The following is a 23699-nucleotide window of genomic DNA, read 5'->3' as shown; positions in this document are numbered from 1 at the left end:
GTCACATTCTTACTGTGCGCTGCCCGCCTTTGCAACCGCAGGGCGTTATTCGAACAGGCCTGCGGCCTTGTCGTCCGGGCGGCGAATATCGGGCAGCAGCCACTGGAACCACGCCAACGCGACGAGATAGGAGGATGCGGCAAAGATAAACAAGGGCACAAACCCCCAGCCTGCATCCAGCACGCGCCCCGCAATCAGCGAAATCGCCACCCCGCCCATATTCCCCATGAACGCGCCAAACGCGGTCACCCGCCCGACCTTGGTCTGCGGAACAACATCGGTAATGGTCGAAAACAGCGAGAGCGAAAAGCCCTGATGCCCGGCCATCACCACGCCGATCATGCAGGCGACCGGCCAGAACGAATGGAAGCCCAGCACCACCGGCAGCGGCGCGACCAGCAGGGCCGAAACCAGCATCACGCCCTTGCGCACACGGTTGGGGCTGACCCCGCGTTCAAGCAGCCGGGTCGACACCCAGCCTGCCAGCAGCGCGCCAAGACCCGATCCGGCAAAGGCGATCCCCAGCGGCACGGCCAGCTCCAGCGTAGTGAGGCCAAACGCCTTGCGGTAGTAATCCGCCAGCCAGAAATTGATGAACCACCACGTCATGTCCGACAAAGCCTTGGCGACCACGATTCCCCATGTCGCGCGGCTCATCAGGATCGGGCCGTAGTCCGCGCCGCCCGCCGGTTGCGTGGCGGCATCGGCTGTGCGTGTGCGCAATTGGGCCACCCCGCGCGCCAGCCACATCCAGGCGAGCAGCGACACAAAACCGCCGATCCCGCCCGCCACCAGCGCCCCGCGCCAACCGACGCTGAGCGCCAGCGCCGGGATGATGAAGGGCATCGCGATGGTCCCGGCACCCGCCAGCATCGTCGCAAAGCCAAAGGCAAAGCTGCGCTGATCGGGCGGAAACAGGCTCGCCACGGTCTTGATCGTGAGCGGGGTTTGCACCGCTTCGGTCACGCCAAGCCCGGCGCGGGCGGCCACCACCTGCCACGTCGTCAGCGCCCAGCCATGCGCAACCGCAGCCAGGCTCCACGCCGCGGCGCCCACCTGCATCGAACGGTTCACCCCCAACCGGTCGACCAGCCAGCCGGTGAACAGGAAAGCGAAGGCGGCGGAAAACTGCGTCACCGCCGCCAGATCGCCGAAGTCACTGTCGCTCCAGCCGAAATCGGCCATCGTGTCGGGCTTCAGGATCGCAATGATCGGGCGGTCCATCGCGTTGAACACGCCCGCGATGCACAACACTGTGAACAGCGACCAGCGCAGGCGCGCAGGGATGGGTGATGGGGATGCAGCCATGACGGGTTCCTACGGCAAGAAGGCAACAGAGCAAGCGGGCGGCACGAAAAGGGCCGCCGGATCGCTCCGGCGGCCCTGTCAGCAGGTTACAGCTTCAAGCGGCCGATCACATCCGCGCGCGCAGGCTGATGCCGAAATAGCGGTCAGCATCGCGCGGGATCTGCAAACGGCGCCCGTTCTCGATGTTGAGCAGCACATAGCTGTCATCGGTGATGTTGCGGACGTGGAAGGTCAGGCGGTAGCGGTCTTCCGGGTCGGAAAAGCCAATGGAGGCGTTCCAGATGCCATAGGGATCGATCAGGCCGACATTGCCGAGGTCCGAAAACTGGCGGCTGGTGTGGCGATAGTCAGTGTTGAGATACAAGACCGCCGCATCGCCCAGATCGGCGGTGTAATCGCCGCCCAGCGTATAGACGAACTTGGGTGCCAGCGGCAGCTGCGTGCCGTTGATCGCGCTGGGCGCGTTGGTCAGCGGGTTGGGGTTGAACTCCTTGATCCGCGCATCGGCATAAGCACCGCTGGCGCGCAGGTTCAGCCCGTCGATCGGATTGACGATCAGATCGGCTTCAAACCCTTCGCTCTTCACTGTGCCCGCGTTGGTCAGGTTGGAGACGTTCGCGCCGTTGATCAGCACGAAGTTGTTGGCCTGAAACCCGTCATACTCAACGCTGAAGGCGGCGACGTTCAGCTGCACCCGGTTGTCGGCAAATTGCGACTTCACCCCGATTTCGAAGCTGTCAGACAGTTCCTCGTCGATGGGCCGCGCGTTGCCCGGCGCGGTGTGGTTGAAGAACACGTTGAAGGCCGGACCCTTGTAGCCGCGGGTGTACGAGCCATAGAGCATCACGTCGTCGCTCGGCGTGAACTGGATCACCGCCCGGCCCGACAGGTTGCCATTGGTGGTCGATCCGGCCGAAGTGTTGGTGCCGTTGCCGCCATTGGCGATCAACCCGCCCGCAGGATTGGCCACCACGCCCGGCCCGGTCGCCGGCAGACCGGTGGTACGGTTCACCCCCGGCGCGCGGGTGTGCGTGAATTCGAGATCGTCCCACGTGTAGCGCAGGCCGCCCGTCAGCGACAGCTGCTCGGTCAAGCGATAGGTCGCCTGGCTGAACACAGCAAAGTTCTGCGAGGTCACTTCGCTGCGCGAGGTGGCGGTGGGGAACAGCGTGTTGACGGTGTCGGCAAGGTTGCACGGCCGCGCCCCGCTGGCGGCAACCGGCAGGGTCGATGTCGCGCAGGTGACATTGTTGCGGGTAAAATCCTGCGTGTTGTCAGACTGCCAGGCAAAGACCCCGGCCTGATAGAAGAACGGCTTGGTCTGATCGGACGCGATGCGGATTTCGGCTGAAAGCTGCTCGGTCCGCACCACGCCGGTATCGTGCAGCTCGCCCACGCCGACGATCGCGCGCGGCATAAAGTCGCCTTCGCGCAGTTCGCGGTTGAACCAGTTGCGATAGCCCAGCACCGCGCTCAGCGTGTGGGTGTCGCTGATCTCGAAATCACCGGTGGCGGTCAGGCTCCACTGCTCGTCTTGGGTGCGGGTGACGAGGTTGTGGTTGATGAAGCGCTGGTCTTCGCCCTGAGCCGGGCCGCCGGGCAGGCCAAGCTCGGCATCCTGCGCCGCATTACCGCGGCTGACGCCGGTCACATCGGCGCAGCAATCATCATCGGCCTTGTAGTAGTCGGCGATCAGACGAACCTTGCCGGGGCCGTTGTCAAAATCCACGATCCCGCGCACACCATAGCGCTCGTAACCATTGACGGTGTTGTTGCGGCCGCCATTGATGTTGGTGATATTGCCATCAAAGCTGCCGTAAAAGCCGGTCAGCCGGGCGCTGAGGTTTTCCCCCAGCGGACCGGAAATCGCGGCGCGCAGACGGTATTCGTCGCCTTCAAACCAATCGGCATTGGCCTCGGCTTCCAAGGTATCGGTGCCGCCCTTGGAGACGATGTTGACAAGGCCGGCCGAGGCGTTGCGGCCGAACAGCGTACCTTGCGGCCCGCGCAGCACTTCGAGCCGCTCCAGATCGACAAGGTCCATGAAGGCCTGGCCCGAACGCGACAGCACCACGCCATCGACAACGGTGGACACACTGGGTTCGGCCGCGACCGAGAAGCTGATGGTGCCGACGCCGCGCATCACGATCGCGCTGTTAGCGCTGGTGGTACCCTTGCGGAAGGTGACCGAGGGGATCACGGTGCTGATGTTTTCGAGGCTGAAGACCACCGCCTGTTGCAGCCGGTCGCCTGAAACTGCCGTTATGGCAATCGGCACATCCTGCACATTTTCCTCAACTTTTTGTGAGGTTACGATGATTTCCTCGACCTGTGCCATGGCTGGCGCAGCGACAACAAGGGCCAAGGCGCTGGCGCTGAGGCCCAGCGCTTTGAGCGCAATTCGGGTGGTGGCGGACATTGAGAACTCTCCCCTGCATTATGATCGATTCTTTCGGGCGCAAACCAAAGATCATCGCCCGTGCGGTCGATCTTTCGGGGGTCGGGTTGCGCTTTCCGCCGCGATCTGTCAAGCGGTGTCAGACAGGGCCATGGGGTCGCCCGGTGGAGGAAGCAGGGGCTGGAATGGTGCGGCTGACGTCATGTGATGGCGGATTTGACCTGGCGCTGGCTGGGCGCATTGTGCTGCGTCACCGGCCGGATCAACCCGCAATTTCCGTGGCTTCAGGTGCGCCGCAGGTGGCGATGGTGCGCGGCAATTTCCGCCTTTCGGATGATGCTGTTGCAGCAGGGCCACTGTCTCTTGCAGAAGTTGATGGCGCAGGCGCCTGGGTGCTGGCCAGCGACGACAGCAGCGCAAAAGCGGCAATCAGGCTTGCGCCAGACGCACCGCGGCTTTGGGTTACGGCCTTGACCGGGCATGACCGGGTCACGCTCGACTTTACGCTCGCTCCGGATGATGTGCTGTGGGGCGGGGGCGAGCAGATGAGTTATCTTGCGCTGAATGGCCGTACATTCCCGATCTGGACAAGTGAGCCGGGCGTGGGACGCGACCCTGGCACCCCGCTCACCGATCAGGCGAGCGCGGATGGATCGTTCGCGGGCGGCGATTACTGGACGACCAATTATCCCGAACCCACGGCGCTGTGTTCCGGCGGCTGGGCGATCAGCCTCGCCAATGCCGAATATGCCGAACTTGATGCGACTGTGCCCGGGCGGCTGCGGGTGCATGTGTGGTCGGGCGAGGTCGCGATCGACCTGTTCGAGGGCCAGCCTGCCGATCTGACCCGCCAGCTCGCCGCCCGCTTCGGCCCGCGCCCTGCGCTGCCCGAATGGGCGCTGGGCGGGGCGGTTGTCGGCCTCAAGCAGGGCGAGGCGAGCTTTGACCGGCTCGACGCCCTGATCGCTGCGGGCGCCGCCGTATCGGGCCTGTGGTGCGAAGACTGGGTCGGCGTGCGCGAAACCAGCTTTGGCCGCCGGTTGTTCTGGGACTGGCAGTGGAATGCGGATCGTTACCCCGACCTGCCCGCCCGCATCGCCGCCCTGAAAGCGCGCGGCATCCGCTTTTTGGGCTATGTGAACCCCTATCTTGCGGTTGATGGCCCGCTTTACCCGGAGGCTGCGGCCAAGGGCTTTTTCGCCAAGTGTCTCGACAGCGATGAACCCTATGCCGTCGATTTCGGAGAGTTTTATGCAGGCGTGGTCGATTTCACCAACCCCGCCGCCGCCGACTGGTTCGCCGAAGAGGTGATCGGCAAGCGGATGATCGATTTCGGGCTTGATGGCTGGATGGCGGATTTTGGCGAATATCTGCCCACCGACCTGCGCCTGTTCGATGGCGATCCGATGCAGGAGCACAACCGCTGGCCGGTGCGCTGGGCCGAGGTCAACGCCCGCGCCGTCGCCTCGCGGGGCCGGACGGGCGATGTGCTGTGGTTCATGCGCGCAGGCCACACGGGCGTGCAGGCCCATTGCCCCTTGCTGTGGGCGGGCGACCAGTCGGTCGATTTCAGCCGCCATGACGGCATCGGCACGGTCATCACTGCCGCGCTGTCATCCGGCCTCGTCGGCAATGCTTTCAGCCATTCGGATGTCGGCGGATACACCAGCCTGTTCGGCAATGTCCGCACGCCTGAACTGCTGCTGCGCTGGTATGAACTGGGCGCTTTCAGCCCGGTGATGCGCACCCATGAAGGCAACCGCCCGGACGACAACCTCCAGATCGATAGCAGCGCCGAGCTGATCGAAGGCTTCATCCGCTGGAGCCGCGTCCACGCCGCGCTCGCCCCCTATGTCCGGCATCTGGTCAGCGAAGCGCAGGCCGCCGGCCTTCCTGCCCAGCGCGCGCTGTTTATGCATCATCCCGATGATACCGAGACCTTCACGATCCAGGACCAGTACCTCTATGGTGCCGACCTGATGGTGGCACCAGTGATCGAAGCGGGGGCGGTAATGCGCAAGGTCTATCTGCCTGCGGGCGAATGGCGACACTTATGGAGCGGTGCGGATTACGCGCCGGGCTGGCACGATGTGCCCGCCCCGATGGGCCAGCCCCCGGTCTTTTACCGCCCGCACAGCGCCTTCGCCCCGCTGTTCGCCAGCCTGGCAAGGGTAGCCGCATGAACACCCGCGCGAATATCAAGGATGTCGCCGCCCGCGCAGGCGTGGCGGTCAAGACCGTGAGCCGGGTGATGAACGGTCACCCCTATGTCAGCGCTGAACTGCGGGCGCGGGTCGAACAGGCGATGGCCGATCTCGATTACCGCCCCTCGGTCGCCGCGCGCATTCTGTCGGGCGCAAAGTCGGGTCAGGTCGCGCTGATCTATGACAATCACAGCCCCTATTACATGTTCCAGATCCAGAAGGGCTGCTGGGAGGTGTGTCAGGAAAACGGCATCCGCCTGTTGGCGCAGCCGGTTGATGTGGCCGATCCGCGCGTCGGCGATCAGGTGCGCGGGCTGGTGAGCGAGACGCATGTGGACGGCATCATCCTGTCTTCGCCGGTCACCGATTGCGATCCGGTGCTGCGCGCGCTTGAAGGGATGGACGTGCCGTTTGTGCGGATTTCGCCGGGGACCAATCATGCGCTGACGTCCAGCGTGTTCATGGACGACGCGCAGGCCGCCGACGACATGACCACGCATCTCATCAACGCAGGCCACCGCCGCATCGGGTTCATCAAGGGCCACACCAACCACATGGCGTCCGACGACCGCCTGTTCGGATACCGCCGCGCCTTGGACCGGGTGGGCATCCCGTTCGAGCCTAGCCTTGTGGTCGATGGCGAATTCGATTTCGACAGCGGGGTGGCAGGCGCCAAGGCCCTGCTTGATCAGCCTGAGCGCCCCACCGCAATCTTTGCGTCCAACGACGATATGGCCGCCGGCGTGCTGGCTGTGGCGCATGATCGCGGAATGAATGTGCCGGGCGAATTGTCGGTCGCAGGCTTCGATGACACCACGCTGGCGCGCACTGTCTGGCCGCCGCTCACCACGATCCGCCAACCGATGGCTGATCTGGCACGCACCGCCACCCAAATCCTGATCGCGGGCGGGGGCATCACCCACAAGCGCCTGCCCCATGACCTTGTCGAGCGTGCTTCGGTCGCTTCCCCAATGAGGAAATCCTAGATGAGTGAACTGCCCCTGCCACCTGCCACCCGCGCCCTTGGTGCGAGCGGCATCGAAGTCTCCCCCATCGCCTGGGGAATGTGGCGGCTGACCGAGGATGGCCGCACCGCCGCTGACGCGGCCAAGCTGGTGCACGCGGCGCTGGATGCCGGCATCACCTTCCTCGACACCGCCGATATTTATGGCTTCGACGGTAGCGGCGGCTTCGGCGATGCGGAAGTGCTGCTGGGCGAGGTGCTGGCCGCCGAGCCTGCCTTGCGCGGGCGCATGGTGCTGGCGACGAAGGGCGGCATTCTTCCGCCGCTGCCTTACGATCAGAGTGCCGACTACCTCCGCAAGGCGATCGACGATTCCTTGCGCCGTTTGCAGGTTGACAGCGTGGACCTGTGGCAGATCCACCGTCCCGATATCCTCGCCCATCCGCAAGAAACCGCCCGCGTGCTGGATGATGCGGTGGCGAGCGGCAAGGTGAGGGCGCTCGGCGTGTCGAACTTCACGCAGGGACAGACGGCGGCGCTCAATCACTTCCTCGGCACCAAGTTGGTGACAACCCAGCCCGAGATCAGCCCGCTGCGGATCGATTGCTTCGAGAATGGCGAGCTGGATCAGGCGATGATGCTGGGCCTGACCCCGTTGGCATGGTCGCCCTTGGGCGGCGGGCGTCTGGCCGCGCCCGAGACGGTGCGCGACATAGCGGTGGCGTCCGCGCTCGATGCGGTGGCGAACGCGCAAGGCATTTCGCGCACGGTCGCGGCCTACAGCTGGCTGATGGCGCATCCGGCGGGGATCATTCCAATCATCGGCTCGCAGAACGCCGAGCGGATCGCGGAAGGCGCCGAGGCGCTCAAGGTGCGCTGGACGCGGACGGAATGGTACGCGGTGCTGGTCGCCGCGCGGGGCGTGCCTTTGCCATAACCACCAACCCCCGTTCGTGCTGAGCTTGTCGGACGCGAAGCGGGCCAAAGGCCAACCACCGTCCTGCTTGAGGATGCACGGGAGGCCCGAAGTGAAGAACGGCCCTTCGACAAGCTCAGGGCGAACGGAAATTGGGATGGGAACGAAGCTATGACTGACCAGCAGCAATGCGAAATCGCGTGGTTTTCCGCGCTGTGTGACGACGATTACGAGTTTCTCGGCGTCCCCGATCCCTACCTCGCGTCAAGCTGGGAGCATTGCCGCAATATCGTGCTGCGCGCCGAAGAAGGCGGGTTCGACAATATCCTGCTGCCCTCGGGCTATCAGCTCGGCGTCGACACCACGATCTTCGCTGCCGCCGTGGCGACGCAGGTGAAACGCATCAAGCTGCTGTGGGCGACCCGCATGGGCGAGGACTGGCCGCCGCAGCTGGCACGCCGGATTGCAACGCTCGACCGTATCCTCGGCCCGAATGCTGCTGGCACCGGCGGGCGGCTCAACGTCAACATCATCTCCTCGGACATGCCGGGCGAAAAGATCGAGAGCGGCCCGCGTTACCGCCGCGGCACCGAGATCATGAAGATCGTCAAGACGTTGCTCAATGGCGAGCACCTCGATTTTCAGGGCGAGTTCTACAATTTGAAACTCGATCCGCCGCGCATCACCACGCTCAATGGCAAGTGTCCGCCGTTCTACTTCGGCGGCCTCAGCCATGAAGCGCGCGAGTGCGCGGCCGAGGCGGCGGATGTCTATCTGATGTGGCCTGACACCATGGACAAGGTCCGCGAGAACATCGCCGATCTGAAGGCGCGCGCCGCCAATTACGGGCGCACGCTCAAGTTCGGCTACCGCGTCCACGTGATCGTGCGCGAAACCGAGGACGAAGCGCGCCACTATGCCGACCGCCTGCTGTCCAAGCTGGACGACGAGGCGGGCCGGGCGATCCGCGAAAAGAGCCTCGACGCCAAGAACTACGGCGTCCAGCGCCAGCAGGAATTGCGCGGCGCGGCGGATGGCGATGGCTTTGTCGAAGAGAACCTGTGGACCGGCATCGGCCGCGCGCGTTCCGGCTGCGGCGCGGCGATTGTCGGTACGCCCGACCAGGTGCTCGCCAAGCTGCGTGCCTATCAGGCCGAGGGGATCGAGGCCTTCATCCTGTCGGGCTATCCCCACGCACAGGAGGCCGATCTGTTCGCCCGCCATGTGCTGCCGCATATCCAGCACGGCCCGCTGGAGATGTAAGACGATTCTTGTTTGCTGCACGCCCTCCGGCGCGCAGTCCTCGGCGAGCATCAGGCCCTGCGGGCCTGATCGCCTGCGGCTCGCGCGCGTGCGCTCGCGGCCCGTCCGTTGGCGGGCCGGGGTTCTGCTTCGCAAACGCGGGATGACGGAGCGGCGATCCAGCGATTCGTCGCCCCTGTGGCCCGCCCGCGCGGCTTCCGACCGGCTGCTTGCCGCTACGGCGACGCGGCCCTGTACAATTGCCTCTTTTCCGCGTCCGCCGGGCATGACAAAGCGTATCGCAAAGCACAGATCATCTGCTGGAGAGAGCACGCCATGAACCTCGAATTCACCCCCGAAGAACAGGCCTTCCGCGACGAAGTCCGCGCCTTCATCGCCGAAAACCACCCCAAGGAATTGGGCGATTTCGGCATGCGCGAGGACATGACGCGCGAGGAAATGGTCGCCTGGCACAAGATCCTGGGCGCGAAGGGCTGGTCCGTGCCCGCATGGCCGGTGGAGTACGGCGGCACCGGCTGGACCCCGACCCAGCGTTACATCTGGTCAGAAGAAAACGCCCGCGCTAACACCTTCATGCCGCTGCCCTTTGGCGTCTCGATGGTCGGCCCGGTGATCTACACCTTCGGCAACGAAGAACAGAAGGCCAAGCACCTGCCCGGCATCCGCAGCGGCGAAGTGTGGTGGTGTCAGGGTTACTCGGAACCGGGCGCGGGTTCGGATCTTGCCAGCCTCAAGACCACCGCTGTGCGGGACGGCGATCACTACGTCATCAACGGCCAGAAGACCTGGACCACGTTGGCCCAGCACGCCGATTGGGGCTTCTTCCTGTGCCGCACCGATCCGACCGCCAAGGCGCAGGAAGGCATCAGCTTCATCCTCGTCGACATGAAGACCCCGGGCGTGGAAGTGAAGCCGATCAAGCTGCTCGATGGCGGCTACGAGGTCAACGAAACCTGGCTGACCGACGTGCGCGTCCCGGTCGAAAACCTCGTCGGGGTTGAGAACAAGGGCTGGACCTATGCCAAATTCCTGCTCGCCCATGAACGCTCTGGCATCGCCGGCGTCGCCCGCTCGAAGCGCGGCGTTGAAAAGTTGCGCGAGATCGCCGCGAACGAGACGCTCGATGGTGCGCCGCTCATCAAGGACTTCGACTTCGCCAAGAAGGTGAGCCAGCTCGAAATCGATCTCGCCGCGCTGGAAATCACCGAACTGCGCACCCTTGCGGGCGAGCAGGCGGGCAAGGGGCCGGGGCCGGAAAGCTCGATCCTCAAGATCAAGGGCACCGAAATCCAGCAGCGCCTCACCGAACTCACGCTGGAAGCCGTCGGCACCTACAGCGCGCCCTATTACGGCAGCATCGCCAATGATACCGGATCGAACGAGTATGCCGTCGGCCCGGCCCACGCCCAGCATGCGGCGGCGACCTATTTCAACATGCGCAAGACCTCGATCTATGGCGGGTCGAACGAAATTCAGCGCAACATCATCACCAAGATGATCCTCGGCCTGTAAGGCGCGCGGACGGGAGAGAATACGTGGATTTCAATTTCACTGAAGAGCAGGACATGGTCCGTGACGGCCTGTCACGGCTGGTGCGTGAACAGTACGACTGGGAAACCCGGCGCAAGGCAATTGCCTCGTCCGCAGGCTGGCGGCCCGAAGTGTGGGCGCAGCTGGCCGAGCTCGGCATTCTCGGGATGCCGTTCAGCGAAGCCGATGGCGGCTTTGGCGGCGGCGCCGTTGATGCGATGGTCATCATGGAAGAGTTCGGCAAAGGCCTCGTGGTCGAGCCCTTCGTCCCCACAGTGGTCTGCGCAGGCGGCTTCCTGAAGCACGGCGGCACCGCGGCGCAGAAGGAAGAGCATATCGGCGGGATCGTCGCGGGGTCTTCCGTCTTCGCCTTCGCCTATGCCGAACCGCGCGGCCGGTTCGACTATGCCGACTTGGAAACCACCGCGAAGAAGGACGGCGCAGGCTATGTGCTGAACGGCCACAAGGCGGTCGTGATCGGCGCGCCTTGGGCCAGCCACCTGATCGTCACCGCCCGCACCGGCGGTGAGCGCCGGGATCGCTCGGGCGTTTCAGTGTTTGTGGTCGCCAAGGACACCGCCGGGATCACCACCCGCGATTATGTGACGGTCGACGGCCGCCGCGCAGCGGAGGTCTATTTCGAAAACGTCGCGGTCGGTGCTGACGCGCTGATCGGCGCGGAAGGCGAAGGGCTGGGGCTGATCGAGCTCGTCACCGACGAAGCTATCGCCGCCCTGTGCGCCGAAGCCTGCGGGGCGATGAAAGTCGCCCACGCGATGACGGTCGAATACAGCCGCCAGCGCAAGCAGTTCGGCGTGCCGATCGGCAGCTTCCAGGTGCTCCAGCACCGCATGGTCGATATGTACACGGCCTATGAAACCGCTGTGTCACTGACCTATCTCGCCACGCTGCGGCTGGATTCAGGCGAGGCTGAGCGCAAGCGCACGGTATCGGCGGCGAAGGTTGGGGTGGGCCAATCGGCCCGGCTGATCGGGCAGGAAGCGGTGCAGATTCACGGCGGCAACGGCGTGACTGACGAATATGCGATCGGCCACTATTTCAAGCGGCTGACGATCTTCGACAGCGAGTTCGGCAATGTCGACCATCACATGAAGCGCCACGTCGCGCTGGGCTGAACAGCCTGCCGGGAATGAAAAAGCCCCGCTCTCGTGATGGCGAGAGCGGGGCTTTTTCGTGTTCGGGCCTCAGCCTTAATCGCGGCCCTTGGGCTTGCCCTTGAAGCCCCCGCCGGGCTTCTTGGCGAAATGCTTCGGCTTGCCGCCGGGGCCACCAGCGCCGCCGGGGCCAACAGGCTTGGGCTTGAAGGTGCGCTGCGGGGCGGGGCCGTTGGGCTTGCCCCGCCTGGCGTTTTCGCGCGCGGCCATGCGCGGCGGCTCATTCGACTGCTGGATGGCGACATAGCCGCCATTTTCCTCGCTCCCCGCGGTCGCCGCGACCGCTTCGGCGAACTTGCCGGCGATGGTGCGGGGGATCTGGAAGAAGGTTTCGGTCTGCGCAATGCGGATCGCGCCGATTTCGTTGCGGGTGATATGCCCGCGGCGGCAGATCAGCGGCATGATCCAGCGTGCTTCCGCATTCTGGCGGCGGCCGATGTCCATCTTGAACCACACGGTGTCTTCAAACCCTTCGCGGTGACGGTCCTTTTGAGCCGCGCGCTGGGCTTCGACCGACTGGGCGAGCAGTTCTTCGGGCTCCGGCATCGAGGCGCGGTGCGCCTGCACCAGCATCGCTGCGATTTCCTGCGGGCTTTTGGTTTCGAGCAGCTTGTCCGCCAGCTCGCGGTCACCATCGGTGACTTCAACCGGCTGCATCAGCTTGTCGAGCAGCCGCACCCGGTCTTGCGCGATGATATCCTCACGCCCCGGCGCGGTAATCCATTCGGCATTGATCTTGGCATGGTGGAGCATCGATTCCACCCGCTTGCGGCGCGGATAGGGGACGATGATCGCGGCAATGCCCTTCTTGCCCGCGCGCCCGGTGCGGCCCGAACGGTGCTGGAGCGTTTCGGCATCGCGGGGAATCTCCACGTGCACCACAAGGCTGAGGCTGGGCAGGTCGATCCCGCGCGCGGCAACGTCCGTCGCCACGCACACGCGGGCGCGGCGATCGCGCAGGGCTTGCAGCGCCTGGTTGCGTTCCTGCTGCGAATGTTCGCCGGACAGCGCAACCACGCCGAACCCGCGTTCCTGCAAGGTCGCGTGCAAGTGGCGCACATTGTCGCGGGTGGCGCAGAACAAAATCGCGGTTTCCGCCTCGTGGAAACGCAGCAGATTGACCACGGCGTTCTCGATTTCCGATGGCGTGACCATCACCGCCTGATAGGCAATATCGCCATGCCCGCGTTCGGCGCCCTTGGTTTCGATCCTGAGCGCATTGGTCTGGTAACGGCGCGCCAGCGCTTCGATCGGGCGGGGCATGGTGGCCGAGAACATCAGTACGCGGCGGCCTTCCGGCGTCGCTTCGAGGATTTCCTCCAGCTCTTCGCGGAAGCCCATGTCGAGCATTTCGTCCGCTTCATCGAGCACCACTGCTGACAGCGCCGACAGGTCGAGCGCGCCGCGTTCCAGGTGATCGCGCAAGCGGCCCGGTGTGCCGACCACGATGCTGACGCCGCCCGCCAATGCGCGGCGTTCGACCTGCGGGTTCATGCCGCCCACACAGGTGGCGATGCGCGCGCCTGCCGACTTGTAGAGCCAGTCCAGTTCGCGCGCGACTTGCAGCGCCAATTCGCGGGTCGGGGCAATGACCAGCGCCAGCGGGCCGGAGGCGCGGCGCACGCGGCCGTCTTCGTCCAGCACCTGATCGGCAAAAGCGAGGCCGAAAGCGACCGTCTTGCCCGAGCCGGTCTGCGCCGAGACGACAAGGTCGCGCCCGTGGGCTTCAGGCTCGACCACGGCGGACTGCACGGGGGTGAGCGTTTCATAGCCGCGTGTGGCCAAGGCCTCGGCGAGGCCAGCGGCAATATGGGGAAATGGCATGGGGAGAAGGCTTTCAGGCAAGGGCGCTGCCACAGGGGGCCAGCGGGAAGACAAGGGGGACGGCGGGGCGCGGATCGGGCCGCAAGGCCACCTCGCGCAGAGCGTCGGTCAGGGTCCCTTACACAGTTTCGGGGTGTTTGGCTTGCGGTAAAATCGCGCGCGTGCCGCGCTATACCTATTCTGGTCCGGCGGCGGCCAGCATGTCCATCAGATTGCGCGCCGCCTCGCGGTCTTCCTCCTCGGCAAAGGCGACATCGAGATCGGGCGCATCGCCCAGCACCATGAGCAGGCTCCACAAGGCAAAGCGCTGCCCGCGGTCCTGCGTCATGCCGAAATCGACCCGCATGCGCTCCACTCCGTCGGGCAGGGCGGCAGGGGACACGGCGGCCAGATCGCGGGTGCCGAAATAGCGTTGCAGAAGGTCAGCCATGTCCATGCTCGCCTCCCTATCGCACGCCGGCGCGTTTGCCTACCGGGCGCAGCGCGTCAGGCTGTGGCGCGCACCATCAGTTCGGGCGGCAGGACGAGGCTTTCGGTCTTTTCCCCCGCCAGCCGCCGCAGCAGCAAATCGACAAGGCCCCGCGCGCCGGCCGCAATATCCTGCCGCACGGTGGTGAGCGGCGGCACGGTCTGGCGGGCGATCGGCAGGTCATCAAAGCCCACCAGTTTCATCGCCTCAGGCACGGCGATGCCCTGATCCCGCAATTCGGTAAGACACAGCGCGGCGAGCGTATCGGTCGCGGCAAAGATCCCGTCGATGGTGCTGGTGTGCTGGCTGAGGTGGCAGGCGATCTCCTCGCTCGCACGGTCGGGCGACAGGTGGGTGGGCAGCGTGATGATCGGCGGCAGGCCCATCCGGGCGGCAATATCCTGCGCGCCGGCAAACCGCGCGGCGAATTCGATGGCGGTGGTATCGCCAAGGAAGGCGAGACGCGTCGCACCGGCTGCGATCAGGCGCTCCGCCGCCAGCCTGCCGCCCAGCCGGTTATCAGTGCCAACCACGCAATGCTGCTGGCCTTCGGTGTGGTTGCCCCACACCACCATCGGGCCGTAACCATCGGCAACATCCTCGATCCGGTCGAACTGGTCGGACTGGCCGATTACGATCACCCCGTCGATCATGCCCGAACCGATAAACCGGTCGAGCCAGTCGGCATCGTTTTCCGGCACCACCCGGCGCAGCATCAGGTCATACCCTTCGCGGGTCAGTTCATCCGCGAGGTGGCCGAGCAGGGTCATGAAGAAGCTGTCGGAAATCTGCTGGCGGCTGTCATGGCCCAGCGGGATCACGACCCCGATCACGCCGGTCTTCTGGCGGCGCAGCCCGCTTGCCATCTGATTGGGGCGAAAACCGTGTTCGCGCGCCAGCGCCTCGATCCGGGCGCGGGTCTTGGCGTTGACGAGGCTCTTGCCTGCCAGCGCGCGGCTGACCGTGCCGGGCGAAACCCCGGCCAGCCGCGCCAGATCGGTGATATTGCGCACCATGACGCGCGCGGCGTTGTCCTCGTCCATTGTCAGCTTGTCGCCAGCCCTTGCGTGCGCGGTTGCCTGTGCCCCGCATCCACCAGCAGCGTAGCCAGAGCGCCTGCCAGCATCAAGGCTCCACCCAGCATCAGCACATGGCGCGGATCGCCGCCCAGCAGCGGTCGGTAGATCAGCGGCATGGTGAGCGTCTGGATCAGCATCGGAATGACGATGAACAGATTGAAGATGCCCATGTAAATGCCGTTGCGCGCCGGGGGGATACAATCGGCGAGCATCACGTAAGTGTTCCCCATCATCCCCGCCCAGCCGATGCCGATTCCCAGCATCAGTACGAACAGCGCGGCAGGGGTCGCAGCGCCCGGAATCATCAGCATCGCCGCGCCGGACGCGGCAAGGCACACGGCGTGGACATGGCGCGCGCCAAAGCGCCGTACCACCGGAATCAGCACCAGCGCGCCGAGGAAGGCGATGAAGTTATACAGCGCGCCGGCCTGCTGGGTGGTCAGGGTTGCTTCGCGGAACAGGGCGCTCGCCGGATCGCTGGTGCCATAGATGCTGCGGCCAACCGCAAAGGTGATGTATTGCCAATAGGCAAACATCGCATACCACTGGCACAGCATCGCGCCTGCCAGCTGGCGCATCGGGCGCGGCATTTCGCGGATTGCCGCGGCGATTTCGGCAAAGGTGGCCCGCGCGGTCAGCGGCTTGGCGATGAGGTCAGCCTCCTCCTCCGGGGTCAGCGGCAATTCACGCACCCGCCACACCGACCACACGATGGTCGAGATCGACAGGATTGCGCCGATGATGAAGGCGATCCGCACGATCACCGGGATGCCATTGGCATCAAGCACATCGCGCGCCACAAACGCGGTCAGCAGGCTGGGGGCCAGATAGGACAGCGTTTGCGCAAGCCCGGTAAAGGCGCTTTGGGTCAGGAACCCGGTGGAGCGTTGGTCGGGCGCCAGCCGGTCGGCCACATAGGCGCGGTAGGGCTCCATCGTAATGTTGTTGCCCGCGTCCAGAATCCACAGGAGCGAGGCTGCCATCCACAGTGCGCTCGAATAGGGCATGGCCAGCAGGCCCAGCGTGCAGATGATAGCGCCGATCAGAAAATAGGGGGTGCGGCGGCCAAGGCGGGTGTTCGTGCGGTCGCTCATCGCGCCGACAATCGGTTGGATGATGAGGCCGGTCATTGGCCCTGCCAGCCACAACAGCGGCATCGATGCCTCGTCCGCACCCAGGAAGCCGTAAATCGGCCCCATATTGGCCTGTTGCAGCCCGAAACTGAACTGGAGGCCGAAAAAGCCAATGTTCATTTCAATGATTCTCGGCAGTGAAAGCCGCGGCTTTTCCGACATATGATGCCTCATCCCAGTCCCGTACCTTGCGCCTTATATCCTGCGCTGTGGCCAAGAAGTGACATGATTCGGCGTGACTTGCAAACGATTGCAAAAATCTTGTTGCAATCGTTTGCAGGACGATTAGGCCGCATGCTGTCAGCGCCGCAGAAGCGCGAACCTGAGAGGAGAACAGCCATGAAATTGCGTTTCGCGCTTTGCGCCAGTGTCGCTTTCCCCGTGTTGATGGCCGCCCCCGCGCTCGCGCAGGATGCCGCCACTGATTCGGCCGCTGAAGGCGAAGAAATCATCGTCACCGCCGTTGCTCGCGGGCAGAACCGGATCGAAAGTTCCGTTTCGGTCAGCACGATCGGCGCTGAAGCGATCACCAACCTTGCAGCGCCCTCGGCCGCAGACCTTATCCGCCAGATCCCCGGCATCCGTTCCGAAGCTTCGGGTGGGGAAGGCAACGCCAATATCGCAGTGCGCGGTATTCCCGTTTCCACCGGGGGCGGGCGTTATGTCCAGCTTCAGGAAGATGGCCTGCCGATCCTCGAATTCGGCGATATCGTGTTCGGCAATGCCGACAACTTCCTGCGCGCCGATCGTTCGGTCGCCCGCGTCGAAGCGGTGCGCGGCGGTTCGGCCTCGACCTTTGCCTCCAACGCGCCGGGCGCGGTGATCAACTTCATCTCCAAGACCGGCGAGCAGGAAGGCGGCGCGATCCAGGGCAGCGTCGGTCTCGATTTCGAAAGCTACCGGCTCGATTTCGATTACGGCGCGCCGCTCGCCGATGACCTCTATTTCCACGTCGGCGGCTTCTATCGCACCGGCGAAGGCCCGCGCGATATCGGCTATAACGGCTATGACGGCGGCCAGATCAAGGCCAACATCACCAAGGAATTTGACAGCGGCTATATCCGCTTTTCGGCCAAGTATCTCGATGACCGCACCCCCACCATCCTGCCCCAGCCGGTGCGGGTGACGGGCACGGGCGGCAATCCTGATTATCAGGCGATTGCCGGCTTCGATCCGCGCACCGATTCGCTTTACAGCCCGTTCCTCACCCCGGTGCGCACGCTTGACGGGAACAACAATCCCACCAGCTTCGATTTCCGCGATGGCCTGTCGGTTCAGTCCAAGGCGTTCGGGATTGAAAGCGAGTTCGACGTGGGCAGCGGCTGGACGCTGACCAACCGCTTCCGCTTTTCGGACAATTCGGGCGGCTTCCTCTCGCCTTTCCCGGCAGAAGCCGGCGCAGCGCAGACCATTGCCAACGGCATAGGCGGGGCAGGGTCGAGCATCGTCTTTGCCAGCGGCCCCAATTCCGGTCAGGTCGCCACCCCGGCGACCATCGGCGGCAACGGCCTGCTGGCCAATGTCGTGGTGTTCAATGTCCGGCTGAACAGCCTCGACAACGTCACCAATGATTTCCGCGTCAACAAGCAGTTCGACTTCGGCAGCGGGACAGCCAACTTCACCACCGGCTTCTACCTTTCGCGCCAAACGGTCGATACCGACTGGCTGTGGACCAGCCATGTGCAGACGGTTGCCGGCGATGGGCAGGCGGTGCTGGTCGACATCCGCAATGCAGCCGGACAGACCGTCACGCAAAACGGCACAGCGGCCTACAGCGCCAACTTCTTCGGCAATTGCTGCCGCCGCAGCTATGATGTCGATTACAGCACCTATGCGCCCTTCGCCTCGCTTTCGGTGCAGACAGGCCAGCTGACGCTTGATGCCTCGATCCGGTACGACTTCGGCGATGCCAGCGGGACCATCACGGGGTCGGACAGCGGCTTCGGCGTCGGGATCGGCAGCTTCGATTTTGATGGCAATGGCGCAATCAACCCGGCTGAGGCGCAGACCGCGATCCTGCCGCTCGGCAATGCCCGCCCGGTGAACTACACCTACGATTACTTCAGCTTCTCGCTGGGGGCCAACTACCTCGTCACCGATGATCTGGGGATCTTCGCCCGCTACAGTCAGGGCGGCCGCCACACGGCTGACCGTTCGCTGTTCAGCCCTGCGGTCAGCGCGCAGACCGGTGGCCTGCCGGGCGGGGATTCGGGCGTGATCGCCACCGTCGATCAGCTTGAAGCAGGCGTAAAATACCAGTCGGGCGGCGTGGCGCTTTATGCCACCGGGTTCTTTGCCAAGACCAACGAAAACAACATCGAACTGCCCAACCGCGTCTTCAACAACGATTACGAAGCCTACGGGATCGAACTGGAAGGTTCATACCGCACGGGACCGTTCTCGCTGTCGGCTGGCGCGACCTGGACCGATGCCGAGATCAAGGACACCGACCCCGGCCGAGCCGCCTTCATCGGCAACACCCCGCGCCGTCAGGCAGACTTCGTCTATCAGGCCACCGCGCAGTATGACGCCGACCAGTTCACGCTGGGGGCCAATGTCGTCGGCACGTCCGAAAGCTTCACGCAGGACAATAATGATCTGATCCTGCCCGCCTTTGCGCAGGTGAACGCCTTCCTCGCCTTCCGTCCGATCGATCGGGTCGAACTGGGGTTGAACGCGCAGAACCTGTTCAACAGCACCGGCTTTACCGAGGCTGAAGAAGGTTCGATTCCCGCCAATGGCATTGTGCGGGCACGCTCGATTGCCGGGCGGACAGTGCTCGCATCGGTCCGGTTCGATTTCTAGAACCTGACCGAAGCATGCAGGCTGGCCGCCGCACCTCCCCCCCTCCCTTTGGCGGCCAGCCTGTTTTTGTGCATCATGACAAGGGATAGATTTCTGCCATGACGAGCGCCTGGAGAGCCGAACACGTGCGCCGGATTGATCCGGCGGCCGCTGTGCTGATACCGGCGGTGACAACGGCTGACCGGTCTGGCCTCGATTCGGCCCGGCTGTATTGGGACATGTGGCCGGTGCAGGATGCGCAGGGCCGGCTTGCCCCGCTGGCAGGACGCGAGCTGTGGATGGCGCTGACCGCGCCTGACCGCGGTGATCCGGCGCTGCGCCATTTCGAGGCGAAGATCCACTGGATCGAACGACGCGGCGGTTGGCACGATCTCGGCCCGGTCTTGCCCGATTTCGATGTGCCCTATGAACGCGAATGGGCAGGCTGCGCGTTGCTTGATGACGGCGTCCTCACGCTGTTCTTCACCGCCGCGGGCACCGCTGAGCGGGCGGGCGGCTACCAGCAGGAATTGTGGTCAGCCAGTGCGCGGCTGGGCGCGGATGGCTGGCCTGCCGACTGGTCGCCTCCGGCACCGCTGGTGACCGGCTATGGCCCGCATTACATGCCCGCCGACGCCCACGAAGGCGCACCCGGCACGATCAAGGCCTTCCGCGATCCGGCCTATTTCCGCGATCCTGCCGATGGCGCCGAATACCTCGCCTTCACCGCATCGCTCGCCGGTTCTGACAGCGCGTTTAACGGCGCGTTCGGCATCGCGCGCAAGGCCGCTTCGGGGTGGGTCTTGTCCCCGCCTTGCCTCCATGCAGAGGGCGTGAATAACGAGCTGGAGCGGGCGCATCTGGTGTTTCACGGCCAACACTACTACGCCTTCTGGTCGACGCAGAGCGCGACCTTTGCGCCCGATCTGCGCCATGCGCCGGGGGGGCTGTACGGGATGGTGGCAGACAGCATGGCAGGCCCCTGGCGGCCTTTGAACGGCACTGGGCTGGTGCTCGCCAACCCGGCTGATCGCCCCCAGCAGACCTATAGCTGGTTTGTCGATGCCGGGCTGACCGTGTGCAGTTTTGTCGATGTCATGCCCGACGGCAGCTTTGGCGGGGTGCCAGCGCCGCTGCTGCGGCTGGCGCTGGAGGGTGAACACACGCGGGTGCTCGCGCTTGATCCTGAGGCTGCCGGTTGATGTTGGGCGGGGTCGAGGCGGGCGGGACCAAGTTCGTGCTGGCGGTCGGCCCGTCGCCCGGCCGGATCACCGCGCGCCATACCATTGCCACCCGCGATCCGGCGACGACATTGGCGGAAGCGGCAGAATGGCTGGCGGGACACGGTGCCCTTGCGGCCATCGGCATCGGCAGTTTTGGCCCGGTCGAACTTGATCGCACCGCACCGCGCTGGGGGTTTATCACGACCACCCCCAAACCGGGCTGGGCGAACTGCGATATTGCCGGCTATCTTGGCGGCGAACTGGGCGCGCCCGTTGGCTTCGATACCGATGTGAACGGGGCAGCGCTGGCTGAACACGCCGCGTCCGGCGCGATCGGCGGCAGCCTTGCTTATCTCACCATCGGCACCGGGATCGGCGGCGGGTTGGTGCTGGATGGCCAGCCGGTGCACGGCATCGCCCATCCCGAGGTCGGCCACATCTTCCCGCGGCGGCATCCGCAAGACCGCGAATTTGCCGGCATTTGCCCGCATCACGGCGATTGTCTCGAAGGCCTTGCCAGCGGTCCGGCCATCCTTGCGCGCTGGGGCGCATCGCTTTCGCAATTGCCCGCCGATCATCCGGGCCACGCCATTATTGCCGATTACATCGCGCAGGCCTGCCACACGCTGTTCGCCAGCGTGGCGGTGGAGGAAATCGTGATCGGCGGCGGCGTGGCGCAAACGGCAGGGCTGGTCGAACAGGTGGCGGCCCGCGCCCGCGCGCTTGATGCAGGCTACCTGCCCGGCAGCGCGCGCCACCGGATCATCCGCCCGCGGCTGGGCGGCGATTCCGGGATTGTCGGGGCCATGATGCTGGCCGAGGCTGCCGCAAAGGCCTGAGCCGGGCTGCTGGCGAGCAACCCCTAACGAAGGGCGCAAGCCTCGCGCGCGAGCTGTTCGATCAGGGCCGTGTCCGGCGCGCCGCGGGGTGCGACCCAGCTGCCGCCGACACACAAGATCGGATCGAACGCGAGCCATTCGGCAGCATTGTTCTTTACGATCCCGCCGGTGGGACAAAACCGGCACTGGCTGAACGGGCCGGACAGCGCCTTCAAGGTCGGAAGGCCGCCCGATGCCATCGCCGGAAAGAACTTGAACCGGTCCAACCCCAGATCCAGCCCGCGCATGATATCGCCCGCATTGGCAATGCCGGGGAGGAAGGGCACGCCTGCCGCAATCGCGGCCTTGCCAAGCGGTTCGGTGAGGCCCGGCGACACGATGAACTCGGCGCCCGCATCCAGCGCTGCGTCAAGCTCGCGCTGGTTGGTGACGGTGCCTGCCCCGACAATCGCGCCGGACACCTGCTTCATCGCGGCAATCGCAGGCAAAGCGGCGGGGGTGCGCAAGGTGACTTCCAGCACCCGGAGGCCGCCTGCCACCAGCGCCTGGGCCAGCGGGACAGCGTGGGCGACATCGTCGATCACGATGACCGGAATGACCGGGGCCACGCGCATAATGGTGTCGATCGTCATGGTTTACATTCCTCCGGTTGCCAGCATCGCACTCGCGCCTTGTTCGGCTCCGTCAGCGAAGCGGCGCATCATGCCGAACAATTCACGGCCCGTCCCGCTGTCTGCAATCGGATCGAGCGCAGGTTCCCGGTTCGTCAGATCAGCATCGGTGTTGAGATCGCCGGTGACCGCGCAGACCCGCACGATGTCGCCATCGCGCAGCCGCGCCAGTGGCCCGCCGCCAAGCGCTTCGGGGGTGCAGTGGATCGCGGCGGGCACCTTGCCGGACGCGCCCGACATGCGGCCATCGGTGACCAGCGCGACCTTGAACCCGCGGTCCTGCAAAACGCCCAGCGCCGGGGTCAGCTTGTGGAGTTCGGGCATCCCATTGGCGCGCGGTCCCTGAAAGCGGACGACGACGACCACATCGCGGTCAAGCTCGCCAGCCTTGAAGGCGGCCGCGACGCTCGCCTGATCCTCGAACACGCGGCAGGGCGCTTCGATCGTCCAGCGGCTTTCGTCGACCGCCGAGGTCTTGAAGCACGCCCGCCCAAGGTTGCCTTGCAGCAACCGCATCCCGCCATCGGGCTTGAAGGGATTGCTGACCGGGCGGAGCATGGTGTCGTCCATGCTGGGGCCAACCTCGCGCCAGACGAGTTCGTCGCCCTCAAGCCCCGGTTCGCGGGCATAGTCGGAGAAATCGCCGCGTCCCACGGTGAGAATGTCGGGGTGAGCCAGACCCGCCTCCAGCAGTTCGCCAATGACATAGCCCATGCCGCCGGCGTTGTGGAAGTTGTTCACATCGCCCGAGCCATTGGGATAGACCTGCGCGATCAGCGGGACGGCGTGGGATAGTTCGGAAAGGTCGTCCCAGTCGAAGATCACCCCGGCCGCGCGCGCCATGGCGGGCAGGTGGATCGCATGGTTGGTCGAGCCTCCGGTGGCCAGCAGGCCGACGGCCGCGTTGATCACCGCCTTCTCGTCCACACACAGGCCGAGCGGGCGGTAATCGTCACCCTTGCGCCCCAGCGCCGCGACGCGGTGCACCGCCTCACGGTCAAGTGCCTGCCGCAACTGCGTGCCGGGCTGGATGAAGGCGCTGCCCGGAATGTGCAGGCCCATCATCTCCATCATCATCTGGTTCGAATTGGCCGTGCCGAAGAAGGTGCAGGTGCCGGGCGAGTGGTAGCTCGCCATCTCGCTGGCGAGGAGTTCGGCGCGGGTCGCCTTGCCTTCGGCATAGAGCTGGCGGACGCGCTGCTTTTCCTTGTTCGGGATACCGGTCGGCATCGGGCCGCTGGGCACGAAGATGGTCGGCAGGTGACCGAAGCGCAGCGCACCCATCAGCAATCCGGGGACGATCTTGTCGCAGATGCCGAGCATCAGCGCGCCGTCATACATCGCGTGGCTCAAAGCCACCGCCGCCGACAGCGCGATCACGTCGCGGCTGAACAACGACAGCTCCATGCCCGTTTCGCCCTGCGTCACTCCGTCGCACATCGCCGGGGTGCCGCCCGCGACCTGCGCGGTGGCGCCGATTTCGCGGGCGTAGATCTTCAGCCGGTCGGGGTAACGGCCATAGGGCTGGTGGGCCGACAGCATATCATTGTAGCTGGTGACGATCCCGATATTCGCCCCGCGCCCCGAAACCAGCGCCGCCTGATCGTCCAGCGCGCCGGCATAGGCGTGGGCGAGGTTCGAGCACGACACCGCATTGCGCTCGCCCATATTGTCGCCTTCGCGGCGGATGAGGTCGAGATAGGCGCTGCGGGTGGGCTTCGATCGCTCGATCACCCGCTGCGTCACCTTGTGGAGGGTGTCGTTCATTCGATCCTCCCCTGCAAGGGGAGGGGGACCGCGACCCGCAGGGTCGGGGTGGAGGGGCGAACGCCGCGCGCCCCGCCCCCCACCGGACGGGGGGGCCCCCGCCCCGGGGGGGGGGGGGGGGGGCGGCGCGGACGCAAGCCCCGGGCCGCCGG

At 65.2% G+C, this 23699-nt stretch carries 17 protein-coding genes; 9 read left to right on the top strand and 8 right to left on the bottom strand.

The features are described 5' to 3' along the window. Positions 1–45 precede the first annotated feature (45 nt). Positions 46–1308, bottom strand: coding sequence for an MFS transporter (locus C0V72_RS12210; protein WP_101794421.1), 1263 nt, complete (start codon positions 1306–1308; stop codon positions 46–48). 106 nt (positions 1309–1414) lie between these two features. Continuing rightward, positions 1415–3727 (bottom strand): TonB-dependent receptor, encoded by a 2313-nt coding sequence (locus tag C0V72_RS12205; protein ID WP_101794420.1) that lies wholly within the window; start codon positions 3725–3727, stop codon positions 1415–1417. 164 nt (positions 3728–3891) lie between these two features. On the opposite strand from C0V72_RS12205, the gene C0V72_RS12200 reads away from it, so the two are divergent. The 6 genes from C0V72_RS12200 (at position 3892) to C0V72_RS12175 (ending at position 11719) form a co-directional block, all read left to right on the top strand. Next, positions 3892–5889: an alpha-glucosidase gene (locus tag C0V72_RS12200; RefSeq protein WP_101794436.1), complete on the top strand. Its 1998-nt coding sequence runs from the start codon at positions 3892–3894 to the stop codon at positions 5887–5889. Continuing rightward, positions 5886–6896, top strand: coding sequence for a LacI family DNA-binding transcriptional regulator (locus C0V72_RS12195; RefSeq protein WP_101794419.1), 1011 nt, complete (start codon positions 5886–5888; stop codon positions 6894–6896). Before C0V72_RS12200 ends, C0V72_RS12195 begins: the two co-directional genes overlap by 4 nt. After that, a complete protein-coding gene (locus tag C0V72_RS12190) occupies positions 6897–7811 on the top strand; it encodes an aldo/keto reductase (protein WP_101794418.1) in 915 nt (304 codons plus the stop codon). Between the two features lie 150 nt (positions 7812–7961). Next, positions 7962–9053, top strand: coding sequence for an LLM class flavin-dependent oxidoreductase (locus C0V72_RS12185; RefSeq protein ID WP_101794417.1), 1092 nt, complete (start codon positions 7962–7964; stop codon positions 9051–9053). A 315-nt stretch (positions 9054–9368) separates the two neighbouring features. Next, positions 9369–10565, top strand: a complete 1197-nt coding sequence (locus C0V72_RS12180) for an acyl-CoA dehydrogenase family protein (RefSeq protein ID WP_101794416.1) — start codon at positions 9369–9371, stop codon at positions 10563–10565. 23 nt (positions 10566–10588) lie between these two features. Then, positions 10589–11719 (top strand): acyl-CoA dehydrogenase family protein, encoded by a 1131-nt coding sequence (locus C0V72_RS12175; protein ID WP_101794415.1) that lies wholly within the window; start codon positions 10589–10591, stop codon positions 11717–11719. Between the two features lie 75 nt (positions 11720–11794). Here the strand turns inward: C0V72_RS12175 and C0V72_RS12170 are convergent, their stop codons facing one another. From C0V72_RS12170 to C0V72_RS12155, 4 genes are all read right to left on the bottom strand, one after another. Then, positions 11795–13582: a DEAD/DEAH box helicase gene (locus C0V72_RS12170; RefSeq protein ID WP_101794414.1), complete on the bottom strand. Its 1788-nt coding sequence runs from the start codon at positions 13580–13582 to the stop codon at positions 11795–11797. A 175-nt stretch (positions 13583–13757) separates the two neighbouring features. Next, the gene (locus C0V72_RS12165) at positions 13758–14018 is read right to left on the bottom strand and encodes a hypothetical protein (RefSeq protein WP_101794413.1); all 261 of its coding nucleotides are present in this window, start codon (positions 14016–14018) and stop codon (positions 13758–13760) included. Positions 14019–14068: 50 nt separating this feature from the next. Further along, positions 14069–15094: a LacI family DNA-binding transcriptional regulator gene (locus C0V72_RS12160; protein ID WP_101794412.1), complete on the bottom strand. Its 1026-nt coding sequence runs from the start codon at positions 15092–15094 to the stop codon at positions 14069–14071. Between the two features lie 2 nt (positions 15095–15096). Next, complete coding sequence (locus C0V72_RS12155; protein ID WP_101794411.1) at positions 15097–16425, bottom strand: MFS transporter; 1329 nt, start codon at positions 16423–16425, stop codon at positions 15097–15099. A gap of 177 nt (positions 16426–16602) precedes the next feature. Here C0V72_RS12155 and C0V72_RS12150 point away from each other — a divergent pair, with 177 nt between their 5' ends. The 3 genes from C0V72_RS12150 to C0V72_RS12140 all read left to right on the top strand — a co-directional run bounded on the left by C0V72_RS12150 (position 16603) and on the right by C0V72_RS12140 (position 21109). Then, on the top strand, positions 16603–19068 hold the full coding sequence (locus C0V72_RS12150) for a TonB-dependent receptor domain-containing protein (protein ID WP_101794435.1): 2466 nt from the start codon (positions 16603–16605) through the stop codon (positions 19066–19068). A gap of 98 nt (positions 19069–19166) precedes the next feature. After that, positions 19167–20249: a glycoside hydrolase family 68 protein gene (locus tag C0V72_RS12145; RefSeq protein ID WP_101794410.1), complete on the top strand. Its 1083-nt coding sequence runs from the start codon at positions 19167–19169 to the stop codon at positions 20247–20249. Further along, on the top strand, positions 20249–21109 hold the full coding sequence (locus tag C0V72_RS12140) for an ROK family protein (RefSeq protein ID WP_101794409.1): 861 nt from the start codon (positions 20249–20251) through the stop codon (positions 21107–21109). Before C0V72_RS12145 ends, C0V72_RS12140 begins: the two co-directional genes overlap by 1 nt. A 23-nt stretch (positions 21110–21132) precedes the next feature. Here the strand turns inward: C0V72_RS12140 and eda are convergent, their stop codons facing one another. Together eda and edd are read right to left on the bottom strand one after the other, a co-directional pair. Then, entirely contained in the window at positions 21133–21741 is a 609-nt protein-coding gene (eda, locus tag C0V72_RS12135; RefSeq protein WP_101794408.1) for a bifunctional 4-hydroxy-2-oxoglutarate aldolase/2-dehydro-3-deoxy-phosphogluconate aldolase, read from the bottom strand. Between the two features lie 3 nt (positions 21742–21744). Then, positions 21745–23547 (bottom strand): phosphogluconate dehydratase, encoded by a 1803-nt coding sequence (gene edd / locus C0V72_RS12130; RefSeq protein ID WP_101794407.1) that lies wholly within the window; start codon positions 23545–23547, stop codon positions 21745–21747. Between the last annotated feature and the right edge of the window lie 152 nt (positions 23548–23699).

The organism is Porphyrobacter sp. TH134 (assembly GCF_002855495.1).
In the GTDB taxonomy this organism is placed as follows: domain Bacteria; phylum Pseudomonadota; class Alphaproteobacteria; order Sphingomonadales; family Sphingomonadaceae; genus Erythrobacter.
This window is presented reverse-complemented; position numbering and strand designations above follow the sequence as displayed.

Coding starts and splice junctions, on each gene's coding strand:
- eda (WP_101794408.1), bottom strand. CDS start 21,741: ATGACGATCGACACCATTATGCGCGTGGCCCCGGTCATTCCGGTCATC.
- C0V72_RS12185 (WP_101794417.1), top strand. CDS start 7,962: ATGACTGACCAGCAGCAATGCGAAATCGCGTGGTTTTCCGCGCTGTGT.
- C0V72_RS12195 (WP_101794419.1), top strand. CDS start 5,886: ATGAACACCCGCGCGAATATCAAGGATGTCGCCGCCCGCGCAGGCGTG.
- C0V72_RS12170 (WP_101794414.1), bottom strand. CDS start 13,582: ATGCCATTTCCCCATATTGCCGCTGGCCTCGCCGAGGCCTTGGCCACA.
- edd (WP_101794407.1), bottom strand. CDS start 23,547: ATGAACGACACCCTCCACAAGGTGACGCAGCGGGTGATCGAGCGATCG.
- C0V72_RS12165 (WP_101794413.1), bottom strand. CDS start 14,018: ATGGACATGGCTGACCTTCTGCAACGCTATTTCGGCACCCGCGATCTG.
- C0V72_RS12210 (WP_101794421.1), bottom strand. CDS start 1,308: ATGGCTGCATCCCCATCACCCATCCCTGCGCGCCTGCGCTGGTCGCTG.
- C0V72_RS12180 (WP_101794416.1), top strand. CDS start 9,369: ATGAACCTCGAATTCACCCCCGAAGAACAGGCCTTCCGCGACGAAGTC.
- C0V72_RS12160 (WP_101794412.1), bottom strand. CDS start 15,094: ATGGACGAGGACAACGCCGCGCGCGTCATGGTGCGCAATATCACCGAT.
- C0V72_RS12155 (WP_101794411.1), bottom strand. CDS start 16,425: ATGTCGGAAAAGCCGCGGCTTTCACTGCCGAGAATCATTGAAATGAAC.
- C0V72_RS12205 (WP_101794420.1), bottom strand. CDS start 3,727: ATGTCCGCCACCACCCGAATTGCGCTCAAAGCGCTGGGCCTCAGCGCC.
- C0V72_RS12145 (WP_101794410.1), top strand. CDS start 19,167: ATGACGAGCGCCTGGAGAGCCGAACACGTGCGCCGGATTGATCCGGCG.
- C0V72_RS12190 (WP_101794418.1), top strand. CDS start 6,897: ATGAGTGAACTGCCCCTGCCACCTGCCACCCGCGCCCTTGGTGCGAGC.
- C0V72_RS12140 (WP_101794409.1), top strand. CDS start 20,249: ATGTTGGGCGGGGTCGAGGCGGGCGGGACCAAGTTCGTGCTGGCGGTC.
- C0V72_RS12200 (WP_101794436.1), top strand. CDS start 3,892: ATGGTGCGGCTGACGTCATGTGATGGCGGATTTGACCTGGCGCTGGCT.
- C0V72_RS12150 (WP_101794435.1), top strand. CDS start 16,603: ATGAAATTGCGTTTCGCGCTTTGCGCCAGTGTCGCTTTCCCCGTGTTG.